General features: G+C 65.5%; 15 protein-coding genes and 1 pseudogene. 9 read left to right on the forward strand and 7 right to left on the reverse strand.

Annotated elements, in window-relative coordinates; translation table 11 throughout:
* The first annotated feature begins 147 nt into the window (after nt 1–147).
* A complete protein-coding gene (locus tag BST27_RS16445; protein ID WP_139805191.1) occupies nt 148–660 on the forward strand; it encodes a hypothetical protein in 513 nt (170 codons plus the stop codon).
* 5 nt (nt 661–665) lie between these two features.
* Here BST27_RS16445 and BST27_RS16450 read toward each other — a convergent pair whose 3' ends face one another.
* From BST27_RS16450 to BST27_RS16470, 5 genes are read right to left on the reverse strand one after another with little or no spacing between them, the layout of a single operon-like run.
* A complete protein-coding gene (locus BST27_RS16450; RefSeq protein WP_069417286.1) occupies nt 666–2171 on the reverse strand; it encodes a class I adenylate-forming enzyme family protein in 1506 nt (501 codons plus the stop codon).
* Nucleotides 2168–3112: an acyl-CoA dehydrogenase family protein gene (locus BST27_RS16455; protein ID WP_069417287.1), complete on the reverse strand. Its 945-nt coding sequence runs from the start codon at nt 3110–3112 to the stop codon at nt 2168–2170. Before BST27_RS16455 ends, BST27_RS16450 begins: the two co-directional genes overlap by 4 nt.
* Nucleotides 3109–4269 (reverse strand): acyl-CoA dehydrogenase family protein, encoded by a 1161-nt coding sequence (locus BST27_RS16460; protein WP_197518054.1) that lies wholly within the window; start codon nt 4267–4269, stop codon nt 3109–3111. The genes BST27_RS16455 and BST27_RS16460 overlap by 4 nt, the downstream gene beginning before the upstream one ends.
* Nucleotides 4266–5360 (reverse strand): acyl-CoA dehydrogenase family protein, encoded by a 1095-nt coding sequence (locus tag BST27_RS16465; protein WP_069417288.1) that lies wholly within the window; start codon nt 5358–5360, stop codon nt 4266–4268. The genes BST27_RS16460 and BST27_RS16465 overlap by 4 nt, the downstream gene beginning before the upstream one ends.
* Nucleotides 5357–6412, reverse strand: coding sequence for an acyl-CoA dehydrogenase family protein (locus tag BST27_RS16470; RefSeq protein ID WP_069417289.1), 1056 nt, complete (start codon nt 6410–6412; stop codon nt 5357–5359). The genes BST27_RS16465 and BST27_RS16470 overlap by 4 nt, the downstream gene beginning before the upstream one ends.
* A gap of 58 nt (nt 6413–6470) precedes the next feature.
* Between BST27_RS16470 and BST27_RS16475 the strand changes: the two genes are divergently transcribed.
* Nucleotides 6471–7337: an LLM class flavin-dependent oxidoreductase gene (locus tag BST27_RS16475; RefSeq protein ID WP_069417290.1), complete on the forward strand. Its 867-nt coding sequence runs from the start codon at nt 6471–6473 to the stop codon at nt 7335–7337.
* 133 nt (nt 7338–7470) lie between these two features.
* Here the strand turns inward: BST27_RS16475 and BST27_RS16480 are convergent, their stop codons facing one another.
* On the reverse strand, nt 7471–8205 hold the full coding sequence (locus tag BST27_RS16480) for an SDR family oxidoreductase (protein ID WP_069417291.1): 735 nt from the start codon (nt 8203–8205) through the stop codon (nt 7471–7473).
* An 8-nt stretch (nt 8206–8213) separates the two neighbouring features.
* Entirely contained in the window at nt 8214–9035 is an 822-nt protein-coding gene (locus BST27_RS16485) for a FadR/GntR family transcriptional regulator (protein ID WP_069417292.1), read from the reverse strand.
* A 65-nt stretch (nt 9036–9100) separates the two neighbouring features.
* On the opposite strand from BST27_RS16485, the gene BST27_RS16490 reads away from it, so the two are divergent.
* The 7 genes and pseudogenes from BST27_RS16490 to BST27_RS16520 all read left to right on the forward strand — a co-directional run.
* Entirely contained in the window at nt 9101–11497 is a 2397-nt protein-coding gene (locus BST27_RS16490; protein ID WP_079219983.1) for a CaiB/BaiF CoA-transferase family protein, read from the forward strand.
* A gap of 15 nt (nt 11498–11512) precedes the next feature.
* The gene (locus BST27_RS16495; protein WP_069417294.1) at nt 11513–11704 is read left to right on the forward strand and encodes a ferredoxin; all 192 of its coding nucleotides are present in this window, start codon (nt 11513–11515) and stop codon (nt 11702–11704) included.
* An 81-nt stretch (nt 11705–11785) separates the two neighbouring features.
* Entirely contained in the window at nt 11786–12946 is a 1161-nt protein-coding gene (locus tag BST27_RS16500) for an aromatic ring-hydroxylating oxygenase subunit alpha (protein WP_069417295.1), read from the forward strand.
* Entirely contained in the window at nt 12946–14502 is a 1557-nt protein-coding gene (locus BST27_RS16505) for an AMP-binding protein (RefSeq protein ID WP_069417296.1), read from the forward strand. Before BST27_RS16500 ends, BST27_RS16505 begins: the two co-directional genes overlap by 1 nt.
* A 21-nt stretch (nt 14503–14523) precedes the next feature.
* Nucleotides 14524–14946, forward strand: coding sequence for a nuclear transport factor 2 family protein (locus BST27_RS16510; protein WP_069417297.1), 423 nt, complete (start codon nt 14524–14526; stop codon nt 14944–14946).
* A 37-nt stretch (nt 14947–14983) separates the two neighbouring features.
* Nucleotides 14984–15107, forward strand: a pseudogene (locus BST27_RS34815) (acyl dehydratase); the annotation flags it as partial.
* A 186-nt stretch (nt 15108–15293) separates the two neighbouring features.
* A partial coding sequence (locus tag BST27_RS16520) for a PE family protein (protein WP_083148549.1) occupies nt 15294–15747 on the forward strand: 454 nt, incomplete at its 3' end.

Consider the following 15747-nt stretch of genomic DNA (forward strand, 5'->3'; position numbering starts at 1 on the left):
CCGGAGGGCGAGCGTCGGCGAAACTTTCTATTGCAATTGACGCCTGCGGGGATATTGTTTGCTGGTGAGGCGGCGATGCAAGCGGTATGCGGTCGGACCTGTTGCTGGCCTACGACTCACGTCCCGCAAGCATAGGAGTTTGTTGTGATGTCTCTTTGTACTACCGCTGCCCGGTTGGTCGCGGTCGCCGCATGCGGCGGTGCCGCAGTCCTCAGTTCGACGGCGAATTCCGCTGCCGCGCCGTCGGGCAAACTCATGGAAATGCTGCCCCCGGGCTTTTCCTCGGCGAATTGCGTCGAAAAACAGGCTTCTGGGCCCGCGGTCGAAAGAGTGACGTGTGACCAGAACAGCGACACGAGCGGACCCTCGTATGCGCTGTTCCTGCTCTATGCGAATTCAAGTGACTTGGCTTCAGAATTCAAGACCGGCCCGGCTGCGGGCGGGTACAAGGTGTCGTCCACCTGCCCGGGCGGCAAAGGTTCGCCGGCGGACTGGAGTGAGGGCAGCAGCCAGACGGCGGGTCAGGTCGAGTGCGCAGTTTCCAGCGAGGGCTATCCCACCGTCATCTGGAGTGACACCTCGAAGCTGAGGGTCGGCGTTCTCGAGGGCAAAGGCCAGACCATCGACAGCCTGTTCAAGTGGTGGAGTGAAAAGGCCTGACGTCCTCAGCCGCCCCGCGCCGCGATCATCGCCGAACGATTGACCTTGGTCGCCGCGGTCCGCGGAATGGCGTCGACGAACTCCACCGTCTTCGGCACCTTGTACGGCGCCAGCCGAGTCTTAGCATACTCGATCACCTGTTGCTCGGTCAGCGGGGCCTTGGCCAGTGGTGATGGCTGCACCACCGCATGCACCCGCCGTCCCCACCGTGCGTCGGACAGACCGATCACGACGACGTCGGCGATGTCGGGGTGCCCGGACAGCGCGGATTCGACCTCGGCCGGAAAGACATTGGCGCCGCCAGTGATGATCATGTCGGCTCGGCGGTCGACGATATAGAGATAACCGTCCTCGTCCAGGTGGCCGATGTCTCCGGCGGACCGGAATCCGTCCTCCGTCGACGGCAGCGGCGGGGCGCCCCCGAGGTAGCGGTAGCCCGCACTCATCGGCGCGCGCAGGTACACATCGCCGTCTTCGCCCGGACCCAATGGGTTCTTGTCCGCGTCCAGGATCCGGATCTCGGTGTCCCGGAACCCGCGGCCAACGCTTCCCGGATGATTCAGCCATTCGTCCCCGCGCAGCGCGGTGAGCCCTAGATTCTCCGTCATGCCATAGGCGATGACGATCTGCTCCGGGCTGAGCAGTTCGAACCAGGTTCGCAGCAGGGGCGGCGGCATCACCGCGGCGCCCTGCAGGATGAACACAATGCTGGACAGGTCCCGCTGCCGGATGTCCGGGAGCGCGGCGATGCGCGCCAACATCGTCGGAGTGGCCGTGAAGTTGGTGATCCGGAACCGCTCGATCACGTCCACAACCAATGCCGCATCGAACTTTTCGAGCACCACCAGATGGTCGCCGTCCAGCAGCATGAAGAAGGTGGCGAAGCCGTTGGTGTGGTACATCGGTGCGGGCACCATGATGGTCTGCGGCTTGGCGACGGGCGTCCAGTTCGCCAGGAAGGGCTCGCCTTGCTGAGGGATCCACAACGACGGTGCCAAGGTCAGGATCACCTTGGGCACGCCCGTCGAACCGCTGCTGCAGATGCCGTTGGCGGTCGGCGAAACCGCCTCGGGCAGTGGACTTCCAGACTCCTTACCCGCACGGGCGTCCAATTCCCACCGGGTCTGCTCATCGACGACGACGGCGGGGTTGATCACCGCGCGCACGCGACTGCGCTCCCACTCGGGCAGATCCCAGTGCATGGGAACGGGGACCGCGCCGATCTTCCAGCAGCCCAGGGCGGCCAGAATTAGATGCAGCGAGTTCGGGATGGCAAGTGCGACCAAAGAACCCGTGGTAGCGCCGGTGGCGGCCAGGGCCCGGCCCCACTGGTTGGCGCGGACATCGAGTTCACCGAAGGTCAGCGCCTGGGTGCTGCCGTCGAGCGCGACGATGGTCACCGCCGGCTTGTCGGGCCGTTCTTCGGCGAGGCCCTGCAACTTGGTCCCGAACGGGATGCCGTCGGCAAACGGGTTGACCGGCTCGCTGGCCGTGGCGGGTTGGGTGCTCATGCCGAAATAGGCGTACTGAACAGGGTTTCCAGCGATCCGTCGCGCACGCCGGGCAGCAGCCGCAGGCTCAGCGCCTCGGTGCTCAGCGGCAGCCGAATCAGCGGCTGGACATGCCGGTCCAACACGCTGATGTCGGACTCGTCGCAAAAGCCGAGCGCGCCGAGCAACTGATGGGCCGTGCGCAGCACCTGGCGTGCGGTGTCCGCGGCCTTGAGCCGCAACAGCAAGGCATCCGCCGTAGCGACCGGTATCGGAACCGATTTCGTCCGGCTGAGAGTGTATTTCGCGAGCTCGTGCAGTCCGCGCACCGCCACGGCGGCATCCGCGACCGCGAACCTGACGGCTTGAAAATCCGCCAGCGCCTTGCCGAACTGGATTCGCGTCTGCACGTGCTCGGTCGCGATGTCCAACGACCGCTGCACCGTTCCCAGAATCCGCCACGATCCCAGCACGAGATGAAGGTTAACGTCGGTGGCCGGCACCGTTCCCTCGGGTCCTTCAGGTCCGGCCAAGGTGGCCGACACCAGGAACGGTCCCAGCTTGGCGTTGGACCGCGGCCCCAGCTGCGGGCGGTAGAGGTGACCGTCGAGGTCGGTGGCAGCCCACTCGCCCGCCAAGTCGCCGTGGTCGATGCGGGGGGCTTCCGGGTTGACCAACGCCAGTCGGGCACCGTCGATCGTGAGAAGTGCTTCGACCAGTGGGTAGGGCAACGCGGTGGCGCCGGCGGCTTGGCAGAGGACCGCTGCCGCGAGGAGGTCGTCGGATCCGGACCGGACATCGAGTTCGAACGCGCCGACCTCGTCCAGGGCGGCGCGAGCGGAGTCGCGAACGGCGTCGTCGGTCTCGGCGCGGAGCGCGGCCTGCGGCCCTCCCACCCGGGCGAGGCGCTTGCCGGCGACGCTGGCGAATTCGGAAATATCCTGTGGTAGTCCGGTATTCACCGGTGTTCTCCTAATACGTCGCGTGCCACCATCATGCGCTGGACTTCGATGGTGCCGGATGCCACGGTGGCGGCCTGTGCGTAGCGCCAATGGTCGTCGATCGCCCCGTGGAGTGCGGCCGACGGACCGCTGTCCAACGCGGTGGGCCCCAACGCGTCGAACAGCAACTCCGCGACCGTTTGGTCGCAGGTGGTGGTGGCGATGCGCGCCGCACTGGCGGCTGCACCCGCGGACGGGTCGTCCTGCAGCGACACGGCGCGATAGGCCATCAGGCGGGCCACCCGCAGGTCGGCCAACGCCCGAACCCAGCGGGCGCGAATCGATTCGGGCAGCTGGTCCCAGTCGTCACCGAGTTCGGCCTGCAATCGGTGCAGCAGCGATTCGCAGCGTGCATAGCGGGCGATGCCCACGCGTTCGAACGCCAGCGCTTCGCGCATCACCCGCCAGCCGTCGCCGGGTTCGCCCAGGATGTCGTCGTCGGTCGCCGGAAGGTCATCGAGGAACACCTCGTTGAGGTGATGCGGCCCGAGCATCGACGGAATCCCCCGGACGGTGAATCCGGGGCGGTCCATGGGAATGAGAAACAGGCTGAGCCGCTTGGGCTTCGGCGCGTCCGGATGGGTGCAGGCCGCCAACACGCACCACGACGCCATCCGGGCATACGAGGTCCACACCTTCTGGCCGGTGATGCGCCAACCGTTCGCCCCGTCCCGGACCGCGCGGGTGCGCAACGAGGCGAGATCGGTTCCGGCCTCCGGTTCGGAAAATCCTTGGCACCAGATCACTTCACCGGATGCGATGGCGGACAGGTGTTTGGCCTTCTGTTCGGGTGTGCCGTGGCGCATGATCGCCGGGCCCACCCAGTTGATGCCCATGTACTGCGGACCCCGGGGCTCGTAGTTGGCCCACATCTCTTCGCGCAGCACCGTCTGCTGCCATATCGAACCGCCTCCGCCACCATGCTCTTTCGGCCACGCCAACGCCAACAGGCCCTCGGCGGCCAGCAATTTGCAGAACGACTCGGTGGCGGCCAAGTCTTTGGGATCGTCGGTGCAGGCCCCGAGGAAATCGGCCGGCAGGTTGTCGGATATCAACTGCCGCAGGTGCGTCCGAAGTTCGGCCGCGTCATCGCCGAGTTCGTAATCCATCGTCGTCATCCCTTCGGCAGCCCGAGCAGCCGCTCGGCAATGATGTTTCGCTGGACTTCGGAGGTCCCGCCGTAGATGGTCGCGGCCAATGCGTCTTGGCGCTCGAACAGCAGGTCGCGGTCGTGCGTCGCGCCCGGACCGGCCACCGCGGCGCTCAATTCCCAAACACGTTGCAGCGTAATAGATCCGAGAAGCTTCATGGTGTCTGCTTCCGGGCTTGGCCGTCCGGCCAGCTCGTTGCTCAGCGCGCGGTAGCCGGTGGCCCGCAGCGCTTCGGCGTCGGTGAGCAACGAACCCAGTTCCGCGTAGACGGCTTCGTCGTCAGCGCCCCTGATGGATTCGAGGCCGCGCTTGATCTCGACCCAGTTCATGATCCAGATCATCTGGCGTTCATGCTGCAGCGAAGCAAGCGCGACGTTCCAGCCACCATTGAGCGGACCCAGGAGGTTCTCGACGGGCACCTCGACGTCGTCGAGGAACACCTCGCAGAACGTCTCGTCCGAGATCGACGCCATCCGAATGGGTTCGATGCGAACACCTGGTGATTGCAGGTCGAGGATAAGGCAAGAGATGCCACGGTGTTTCGGCGCCTCGGGGTCGGTGCGAGCGTACAGAGTGCACCACCGCGACAGGTGTGCCTGCGTGGTCCAGATCTTGTGTCCGTTCACGCGGAAGACGTGGCCGTCCCGCTCGGCGCGGGTACGCAGTCCGGCGAAGTCTGACCCTGCCTCCGGCTCGGACATGCCCAGGGCCCACCACTCGTCGCCACGCAGCAGAGGTACCAGCAGGCGGTCTATCTGCTCTGGGGTCCCGAACTGCCGGATGCCAGGGGCGGCGACATTCGGGCCGGCGATGTTGGGCATCTTGGGCGCAGACCGCAGCGCCGCCTCGACCCGGATTTCCATGGCGTCGCGCAAACCCAGCGAACGACCACCGTGCTCGCGCGGCCAGGTAGGTTGCAGCCACCCCGCTTCGAACGCCGCGCGCTGGTACGCGCGCCGCAGCGTCAGGTCCCAGCGGTACTCGGAATAACGCTCGTAGTAGTCGGCGGGCAGAAACTCGGTCAGCCAGGTGCTGAATTCGTCGATGACGCCGGTCATATTGTGTCCCCGCTCTGGCTGCAGAAGCGGCGGCCTAACTCGGCGTACAACGCACGGCTGTCGCCGAGCATCGCCGCTCCCTGCCACGCGTGCCGGACGTAGAGGTGGGCGTCGTGCTCCCAAGTCTGCCCGAGCGCGCCGTGCACCTGGACTGCGGTGCGCGCACAGTTGGCCGCGGCGTCCCCAGCGGCCGCCTTGGCCATTGCCGCGGTGGTCCAGTCGCCGTTGGCGGCCGCGGCGTAGGTCAGGCTTCGGGCCCGCTCGACGCTGACGTAGTTGTCTGCCAGCGCGTGTTTGATCCCCTGGAACGCGCCGATCGGCGTGCCGAATTGCCGCCTGTTCTTGGCATGTTCGACGGACAGGTGCAGTGCGGCAGCGGCGACTCCGACTAGATCGGCCGACGCGGCCACCAGCGGTGCGGTCAACACCGATTCGACGCTGTTGATGGGCGCCGTCGCCAGGGGTTCCGCGTCAACTTCGACGTCGGCGACGGGATGCGCGGGGTCGTGGGCCTCGCCGGACTCGATTGCCACGCCATTGCCGACGCGCGCGACCGCGACCGCCACCCCGTCGTCGGTCGTGGCCAGCGTGACGAGGAGTTCCGCTCGCGGCAGGTTCGGGACCGCGACCGCGCGCCCGCGCAGCCGTCCCTGCCGCAGCGACATGGGCGCTCCCGCCAGTCGTTGGCCGGGGGAGTGAACAGCCAGCGTGGCGACGACGCCGCTGGCAATCTCGCTGAGGACGCCGTCGAACTCGCTGCCGCACGCGCGCAGCACGCCGGCGGCCAGACCGACGCTGCTCAACAACGGGACGGGCGCCAGGGCCGCGCCGCACTCCTCGAGAACCACTACCCGCTCCAACGGACCCAAGTCCGCGGAGTCCGGCGCGGCCAGCTCCGTCCAGCCCAGGTCCGCTACCGTCTTCCACAGCGGTCGCCAGCGTTCCGGATCCGCGAGGGCTTGGTGTGCAACGTCGGGGGGACACTCGGTGCGCAGGACGTCGCGCACGGTGTCGCGCAACGACAGCTGCTCCGAAGTCAGACCAACATCCATAAGACCCCTAACATAATAAAAATAGTAAACTAGCGGTTCGCTTGCAATCGGAGGGCGCATGGTCGAGTGGTATCTGTTCCTGCCGCAGGTGCGGCTGCCGGTGGCCGACATCGTCGAACGCGCCCGTCGTGCGGAGGCCGGCGGATTTGACGGCATCGCCTTCATCGATCACCTGGAAGCGCCGGGTCGGCCCAGCGAAAGCATCTGGGAGGCAATGAGCATTGCCACTTGGGTCGCCGCCAAGACGCAGCGCCTAAAGGTGGGTCACCTGGTGCTCTGTGACGCCTTTCGGCATCCGGCGGTGCTGGCCAAGCAGGCCGTCACACTGTCGGCCGCGTCCGAAGGCAGGTTCGAGCTCGGTTTGGGTTCCGGGTCCTGGCCCGCGGAGTTAACCAGATTCGGTGTCGGCCAGCAGGATCCGATAGCGCGGGTCGAACAACTGGGTCGACACCTGGCCGTCATCAAGGAGTACTGGGGTGACGGAGACCGGGGCCAGCTGCCCAGGCCGGAATATCCAATCCCGCTGATTCTAGGCGGTCGCGGGCCACGGATGATGGAACTTGTTCGTACATACGCTGATTGGTGGAATCTGCAGTGCACCCACGTTGACAGGCTGCCGCAGTTGGCCGCCGCCGCGGGACCGGCGCGGATCTCGGTCCAGCAGATGGTGGGCTTCGTCCGCGCCAAGGACGATCCCGCTGCCGTCCGCGAGGTGAGCAACCGGCGCTTTGGCCATCTGGGACCGGGGTTGGTCTGCGGCGATGCCGGCGAACTCGTCGAGTATTTCGAAGGTTTGGCGGCGCAACGAGTGGAGCGGTTCTACGTGTGGTTCGCCGACTTCGCCGCGCCCGAATCACTCACCGAATTCGGCGAATCCGTGATCAAGGGCTTTACTCCCGAGCACCTTGGGCGCCTTGGGCGTTGAGTCTGCGCGTGGGGCGGAGAAGTGCGAGTAGACGCCGCCAAAAATGCAGAGTCAACGGGAGGGTGGGGCGTTGCGGCGTTGAGTCTGCGTCTGGGGCGGAGAAGTGCGAGTAGGCGCCGCCAAAAGTGCAGAGTCAACGCGAGTCGGAAGGCCGCGCCGCCTCGGCGCGGCGGAGAGCCTCCGTCGGCACCACGGGCGGACGGGCGAAGGGGCCACGCTGCACGGCGCTCAGCCTGATCTCGGGTAGGTCGACGGACGAATCGACGGTGTCCAGCCACGCGACCGTTTCAGCGACGTCGGAAACTTGGATCGCATACATCTCGAAGGGAACGTCTTGCAGCATCTCGGTTTCCACCGGACCCGGCGTCACGATGTGGACACTGATCCCGTCACGGTCGACTTCGAGTGCCAGAGCACGGGCGAACGCGTTCATGCCGGCCTTCGACGCGGAATACGCAGTGCGGGCGGGCATCGGCTCGTGCGCGGCCGACGAGGAGATGAACACCAGTCGCGAGCCCGCGCGCATTCGCGGCAGCACAGCCGAGGTCACCACGAAGCAGGAATCGAGGTTCGCCGAAATGATGCTCTGCCACTGGTCGAAAGTCTGCTTGCGCGCATAGGTTCCGCCCAGCGTGCCCGCCGCGTGGACAACGAGGTCGATTCGATCGAGGTGGCTTATCGCCTCGCTGAACCCGGTCGGATCGGAGGCATCGGCCACAATGTAACGCGCGCCGATCTCGGTGGCCGCGGCGCGCAGCGGCGCTTCCCGGCGCGCCACCAGAACCACGTCATAGCCACGTTCACATAGCTTGGCGGCGCATCCCTTTCCGATCCCACCGCTGCCGCCGGTGACCAACGCGGTACGCAATGTCTCCCTTAAGGTCGCCGGATATCCCGCGTGCGCGACAACGCCTGCGGGGACAGCGCATAGATCCGTTGGTCGGGCCGGCCGGACAACACATAGGTCTGCGTGTCGGCCAGGTGGCGACCCGCGATGCGTCGCGCCCGGTCCACATCACCTTCGGCGATCGTCTCGGTCAGCTTGATGTGAGTGTTGAGCGCCGCGCGGCGCTTGGCCAGGGACGGGTAGGTGCCCCGGGCGGAGGTCTCATCGGCCCACTGTTGCTCGTGGCTGGTCCACAGGGTTTCCAGGCTGCCGACGACCGCGATGATGGTGTGGTTTCCGCAGCCCTTGACGATGAGATTGTGAAACTGCCGCCCGATTTCGGTGAAAGCCCGCCCGTCGTCGAGGTTTTCGGCCATGGCGTCGTTGACCTGCTTGAGTTCGGGCACCAGGGTGTCGGCGCGGTCAGGCCGCTGGGCCGCGAGTGCGGCGCAGGCGGGTTCGAGTTCCTGCAATGCCATGCCAAGGTCGGCCACCGCGACGGACTCGCTCTGCAGCAGCAGACCAAGCATGTAGGCAGCGCTCGTCTTGGCCGGCGCATGCACGACGGCGCCGCCGCGGTTGCCCCGCCGCACCGACACCAAACCTTCGGTCTCCAAGATCCGCAGCGCTTCTCGCAGCGAGACCAGGCTGACATTGAACTGCTCGACCAGTACCTCTTGGCGCGGCAGCAGATCGCCGTCGGCGAGTTCGCCGTCGATGATCTGGCGGCGCAACTCGTCGGCTACGATTTCGGCGATCCTCGGCGCCGATAATCGGCGACGGGCGTCGGGTCCACTTCCCAAGGCGGTCATCCGATCCTCGCGGTTCGCACAGTCACTGGCTTAGCTATTTTAGCAGTAATGGTATAAATAGCCGCGTGAGTCGCGAGGCCGATAATCGGCCCACACCACTCGACGAGTTGCGTGTCGTTGAGATCAGTGACCGCATAGCGGGTAGCTACTGCGGCAAGCTGCTGGTCGACGCGGGGGCGCAGGTTTACAAAATCGAACCGCCGCAAGGGGATCCGTTGCGACGGTATTCCGCAACCTGCTCGCCGATCCCGGACGGCGCCGACTCGCCGTTCTTCAGCTACCTGAACGCCGGCAAGCGCAGCCTTTGTATCGCTCCGAATTCCGATCACTACCGTGCCGAACTCGAGGCCGCGGACGTCGTGATCGCCACCGTCGGTCGCGCGCAGGCACCGGAGCTGGGTATCGACCCGCAACGGCTGCTGGCCGATCATCCCCGAACCGTCATCGTCACGATCTCCGATTTCGGCTGGAAGGGGCCGTGGGCCGATCGCGCGGCCAACGAGTTCACGCTGCAAGCCTGGTCCGGCTCGCCCGGCTTCCGCGGTGATCCCGCCGGACCACCCATATCGATCGGCGGTGACCTGGGGGAGTACATGGGCGGGGTGTACGCCGCCTTCGGTGCCCTGGCGGTCCACCGGCGTGTTCGGCGCGGCGGTCCAGGCGAGCATCTCGACCTGTCCATGCTCGAAGCGTTGACGGCAATGCAGAGCAGCGAGTGGCTGCATTCGCAGCTGCTGCAGGTTGGCCCGGTCCGTCGCACGCTGGAAGTACCATCCATCGTGCCGGCCAAGGACGGCTACGTCGGCATCACCATGGTCACCGGGCAGCAGTGGCTGGACTTCGCCGCGATGGTGGAATGCCCGCAGTTCGAAGAGATTCCGCAGCTTCGATTCCAAATCGGGCGTTGGGAATTCCGCGACTACATCTTTGAATCGATCAAGCCGTGGATGACCTCGCGGACGGTCGAGGAAATCGTCGAGTTGGGGCAGCTGTTCCGGTTGCCGATCGCGGCGCTGGGTAACGGAGCCACCATCCGCGAGACGGACTATGTGACCCAGCGCGGGGTCTTCGTACGCAATCCGGCCGGTTTTCACCAGCCGCGCCCGCCGTGGCTGATGTCTCGGTGTGCGCCCGCGCCGGTGGGCAAGACCCCCGGTATCGGCGCTGACAACGCCGCTGACAACGGTGAAACACCCTCACACACCGATAAATTCGAGAGTGCGCCGGTGCAGCTAGGGTTGCCGCTGCAGGGTGTCCGCGTGATCGACTTGACCGCCTTCTGGGCCGGCCCGGCCGCGACCCATCTGCTGGCCGCCTTCGGCGCCGACGTCATCAAGGTGGAGTCGATTCAGCGCCCCGACGGCATCAGGAACTCGGGGGGCATGCGCACCGACGTGGACGACTGGTGGGAATACGGTTGGGTCTTCCACGCGATGAACACCAACAAGCGTTCCATCACACTGGATTTGGGTTCCCCGCAAGGCCGCGAAATGTTCCTCAAGCTCGTCGCCGGCGCCGACGTGGTGATCGAGAATTTCTCGCCCCGGGTGATGGACAACTTCGGGCTGACCGCCGACGTCCTGCTGGAGGTGAATCCCAAGGTCGTCGTCGCGCGGATGCCGGCCTTCGGGCTGGAGGGGCCGTGGCGGGAGCGGGTCGGATTTGCGCCGACCATGGAGCAGATCGGGGGCTTGACCTGGGTGACGGGCTTGCCGGAGACGCCTCCGGTGACCCCGCGCGGTGCTTGTGACCCGCTGGCCGGCGTCCATGCGGCGTTCGCGGTGCTGGCCGCGTTGCATTTCGCTGAACGCACCGGCTTGGGTCAACAGGTTGAGCTGCCGATGGTCGAAGCGGTTCTCAATGTCACCGCGATCCAACCCATCGAGACCGAGGTGTTCGGTCAGACCCTGAGCCGGCGCGGCAATCGTGGCCGGTGCGGAGCAGTGCAGAACATCTATCGGTGCACCGGCGACGACGAGTGGATCGCGGTCAGCGTGCGTGACGACCGGGATTGGCGGGCGCTGGTCGACGTCATGGGTCGACCCGCGTGGTGCGACGACTCCTTGGGCACTTTGGCCGGACGACGGGAGCGAGGCGACGAGATCGATGGTCACGTCGCGGCGTGGTTCGCTGGCCGAGAACGCGACTCGACGGTAGAGCTGCTGGCCAGCGCGGGGATTCCGGCCGCCCCGGTGGTGTCGCCCTCGTTGGTGACCGAGCACCCGCAATTGCGTGACCGGGGCTTTTTCGAGTCTTTGACGCATTCGCGGATTGGGCAGGCGCTGTATCCGACGCCGCCGTTCGCCCTGCTCACCGGCCAGCGAGAATGGCTGCTACGCCCGCCGCCCACCCTGGGCGAGCACAATGAAGAGGTACTGCGCGATCAGTGCGGGCTGACCGAGCAAGAACTCGAGTCCCTCGCCGCCAGCGGGGTCATTGGGACTCGACCGGTCGGGCTGTAGAGAAAGGAGCCTTCGATGCGGGTAATTGTCGACGCGGACATGTGCGAGGCCAACGGTTTCTGCGAATCGATCGCCGCGGACATCTTTGAGTTGGGTGACGAGGACGTGGTGCAGATCGCCGACGGTCCGGTGCCTCCGGATAGGGAGATCGACGTCCGCGCCGCGGTGGAACAGTGCCCCAGGGCCGCCCTGCGGATCGTCGAATAACGGCGTGCCGCCGCAGTCAACGCCCGAAAAGCATTGCGCTACAACGGGTGAAGCTCCGCATGCCCGCCGCGTTGACGTTCAATGCTTAAAATAGTAAAAATAGAGCCAAGACGTCGAACCGGAGAGCTCGTGACGGACACCGTTTCTGAATCCGCAGACCCGTCGGAACGTGAGTTCGGGTCGGCGGGCATCGCTCTGTCGAAATACCGCTTTCCGACGGGGTGGTTCATCGTCGCCTTCGCCTCCGACCTGGGTGCCGGAGAAGTCAAGCGGGTGCACTACTTCGGTGAGGAGCTGGTGCTGTTTCGCACCACGTCCGGCAAGGTGCACGCGTTGGATGCCTACTGCCAGCACCTCGGCGCCAACATGGGCGTCGGCGGGAGCGTGGAGGGCGAGCACATCGTCTGCCCGTGGCACGGATGGCAGTGGCGCGGCGACGGCACCAACGCGCTGATTCCGTACAGCAAGATCGGCTGCAAGAACAACGTCCGCATCCGGACCTATCCCGTGACGGAGTGGTACGGCTTCATCCTGGTTTGGCACGAGCGCCACGGCCGCCCGCCGTACTGGCAACCGCCCGTGCTGCCCGAACTCGAGACCGACGAGTACTACCCGCTGCACCCGCATACCCGGATGGTCAACCGGGTCAAGGTGCATGCGCAGATGATCATCGAGAACGCCGCCGACCCATACCACGTCCAGTACGTGCACAAGGCCGCCAACCCCGCCAACACCGCTTCGTTCGAAGTCTCCGGCTATCACCTGCACGCGACCGTCAACGCCAATTTCGGAGGGGGCCGGGCGAAGACCTGGTTGACGCCCAACGGGCCGGTCGACGCCAAGATCATCTACGACAACTACTCGCTGGGACTGGGCATCGTCCGCTTCCCCAGCGAGCTGGTGGCCACCGTCCAGGTCACCGGACAGACACCGGTTGACGAGGACTACACCGACTACTTCTACACCCAGGCCTCCATCCGCGAGCCCGGCGACACCGGCGACGTGCCCACCGGGCGCGCCGCCAAGTTCCTTGCGCTGCAACAAGAGGTCATCAAACAGGACTTCTTCACCTGGGAGAACATGAAATACCTGGAGAAGCCCAATCTGGCGCCCGAGGAGGCGCACGACTATGCGGCATTGCGCCGTTGGGCGCATCGCTTCTATCCGGGGGAAGAGCCCTCGCCCAACGACTTTGGTTACACCCCCGAAGGCCGGCCCGACCCCGCTGCCGCGCAAGCGTAATGAGCGGACCCTTGGGTCCCGCCGACTTCGGCGTCGAGCGATTCACCGTACCGGCGGTGCTGGATCGCAGGGCCGAGCAGCATCCCGACCGGGTGATGATGTCGATCGGCGGCACCGATATCACCTTTGAGCAAATGCGGCAGCGATCATGCGAGGCGGCAAACCTGTTGGGCGAGTTGGGTGTCGGCCCAGGTGACTGCGTGGCGCTGTTCTCCGGCACCTGCCCGGAGTGGGTCTATCTATGGCTGGGCGCGGCGCGGATCGGCGCGTTGAGCGCGGCGGTCAACGCCGCCAACAAGGGTGACTTCCTACTGCACAACCTTCGATTGTCGCAAGCCAAGGTGATCTTCACCGACCCGGCGCGACGCCCACGTCTCGACGAGGTTATCGACCGGCTCGACACCGTGGCTACCGTTGTGACACCGGAGGATTGGCCAAACGACCCTGGTACCGAGGTGGACCACGCTGCCGAGCCCGAAGCCGTCGGCGCGCTGTTCTTCACCTCGGGCACCACCGGGCCGTCGAAAGCGGTTGCCACGTCGTGGCATTATCTGTTCACCGTGGCCGCGACGGCCGCCTCCGCGTGGCAATTCGCTACTGGTGAGACGCTGTGGACGGCGATGCCGCTGTTCCATTTGAGCGCCGCACCCAGCGTGCTGGCGCCGATGCTGATCGGCGGAACGACGTTGCTGGCGGACGCTTTTCATCCGACCGAGGTGTGGGACGACGTGCGTGCCCGCGGTGCCGTCGGCTTCTTCGGCGCCGGTGCCATGGTATCGATGCTGCAAGGCCTGCCACCGGATCCGCGGGACGCGGACCTGCCGCTGCGGTTCATCTCGGCGGCTCCGATCGACGCCAAGGCCTATCGCGAGATCGAAAAGCGTTACGGCTGCCGCATCGTGACGATGTACGGGATGACCGAAGCGTTTCCCATCGCCGTCAAAAGTGTTGCCGACGAAGGCGTGCCCGGAACATCTGGACGCCTCAACCCGAACTTCGACGTACGGATCGTGGACGAGGACGGCGCACTGTTGCCGGCCGGGGCGGTGGGCGAGATCACCTGCCGGCCCAAGTATCCGCACATAATGAGTGAAGGCTACGTCGGCGACCGGTTGCAGGTGCATCGCCACGATGAGTGGTTTCGCACCGGCGACCTGGGCCGAGTCGATGCGGAGGCGAACCTGACCTATGTGGATCGCGTCAAGGATTCGCTGCGGCGGCGCGGTGAGAACATCTCCTCGGTGGAAGTCGAGACCGTCGTCATGGGCCACCCCGCCGTGGCGGAAGCCGCGGCCGTCGCGGTCGCCAGCGACGTGGGGGAGGACGACATCTTGATAGTCCTGACATTGCGCCCCGGCGCCCCACTGGATTACGCGGAGTTGCTGGATTTCTGCACCGCCCGCATGCCGTACTTCTGCGTTCCACGCTACGTCGACATCGTGGATGAACTTCCGCGAAACGGGATCGGACGGGTACGCAAAGACTTGCTGCGTGCTCGTGGTCTGTGTCGGGGCGCGTGGGATCGTGAACATCACGGATATGTCGTCAGCCGGTAAGTAGCGTTTGGAGAACAGAAGATGTCCATGACCTACCAGGAACAGCAGATGCTGCAAGCCGCCACGGGCCGCGCCGCCATCTTGGACCTGACCGCCCGGCACAACAGGGCATACTCCGCCGGCGATCGCGACGCGTGGATTGCCACCTTCCGTCATTCCGGCGCCAGCTATACGCGGGATGGGCATGAGTTCACCGATCTGCGTGCGGCCTTCGACGGCGGTGACGGGCGACGCCTGATCACCGCCGACCACGAGATCTATGTTGATGGAGTTAATGCCACTCAGCGTTGCGTCGCAATACTTTTCGCTGGTGTGCACAGCGACACAACGTTGCAGGCCACCGGGACCTACCGGGATCAGCTCGTCTATGAGCGTGGCGGCTGGTATTTCACATCTCGTGAACTGCAATGGGATTCGTTGCCGAGTCGCCATCTCGTCATGTAGGCGGCAGGGCCGCGTGGATCGCAAGCCTGCCAACGGCTTGAGTTACCGACTGGCTTATCGAGACCTACGAAGATGCGCTGCGGATGGTCGGCACGATGACCGAACCACGAGCCGCGGCGACCGTGATCAGCGGTGCGCGTATCCAACTTTTCGCCGCGCTGACAAATCGGTACGGTGCGTCGTGCTGCCCGGTGGGTCGGATAGACCCCTGTAGGTGCGTCGATTACTTCGCCGAATCGATTGTGTGGAACGGGCGCAATTATTGCTGGTAAGCGGTTATGGTTGCGGCCTACCGCGTTATTAGCTTCTGCGTAAATTCTGCGCCAAGTCCTACTGATGGGTGTGCTATGTCGTCTCACGTCTTTGTTTCGCCGGAGGTCTTGGTTGCGGCCGCGTCGGATTTGCGCGCGATCGGGTTGGCTGTGGGTGCGGCCGGTGCGGCGGCGGGAGTATCGACGACTGGTGTGGCGGCGGCTGCCGGTGATGAGGTGTCGTCCGCGATTGCGGTGTTGTTTGAGACTTATGGCCGGGAGTATCAGGCGGCCAGTGTGGCGGCGGCGGATTTCCATGCTCGTTTTGTGCAGTTGATGGTGGGCGCTGGTGGCGCGTACGGGGGTGTGGAGGTGGCGACCGCGGCGTCGTTGCAGTCGCTGGAGCAGGCCTTGCTGGATGCGATCAATGCGCCGACGAATGCGTTGTTAGGGCGTCCGTTGTTGGGTCCGGGTACCGATGGTGCGGCGGGGTCGGGGGCTGCCGGTGGTCCAGGTGGGTTGCTGATTGGTCGCGGGGGCAATGGCGGGT

Source organism: Mycobacterium intermedium, assembly GCF_002086275.1.
In the GTDB taxonomy this organism is placed as follows: Bacteria; Actinomycetota; Actinomycetes; order Mycobacteriales; family Mycobacteriaceae; genus Mycobacterium; species Mycobacterium intermedium.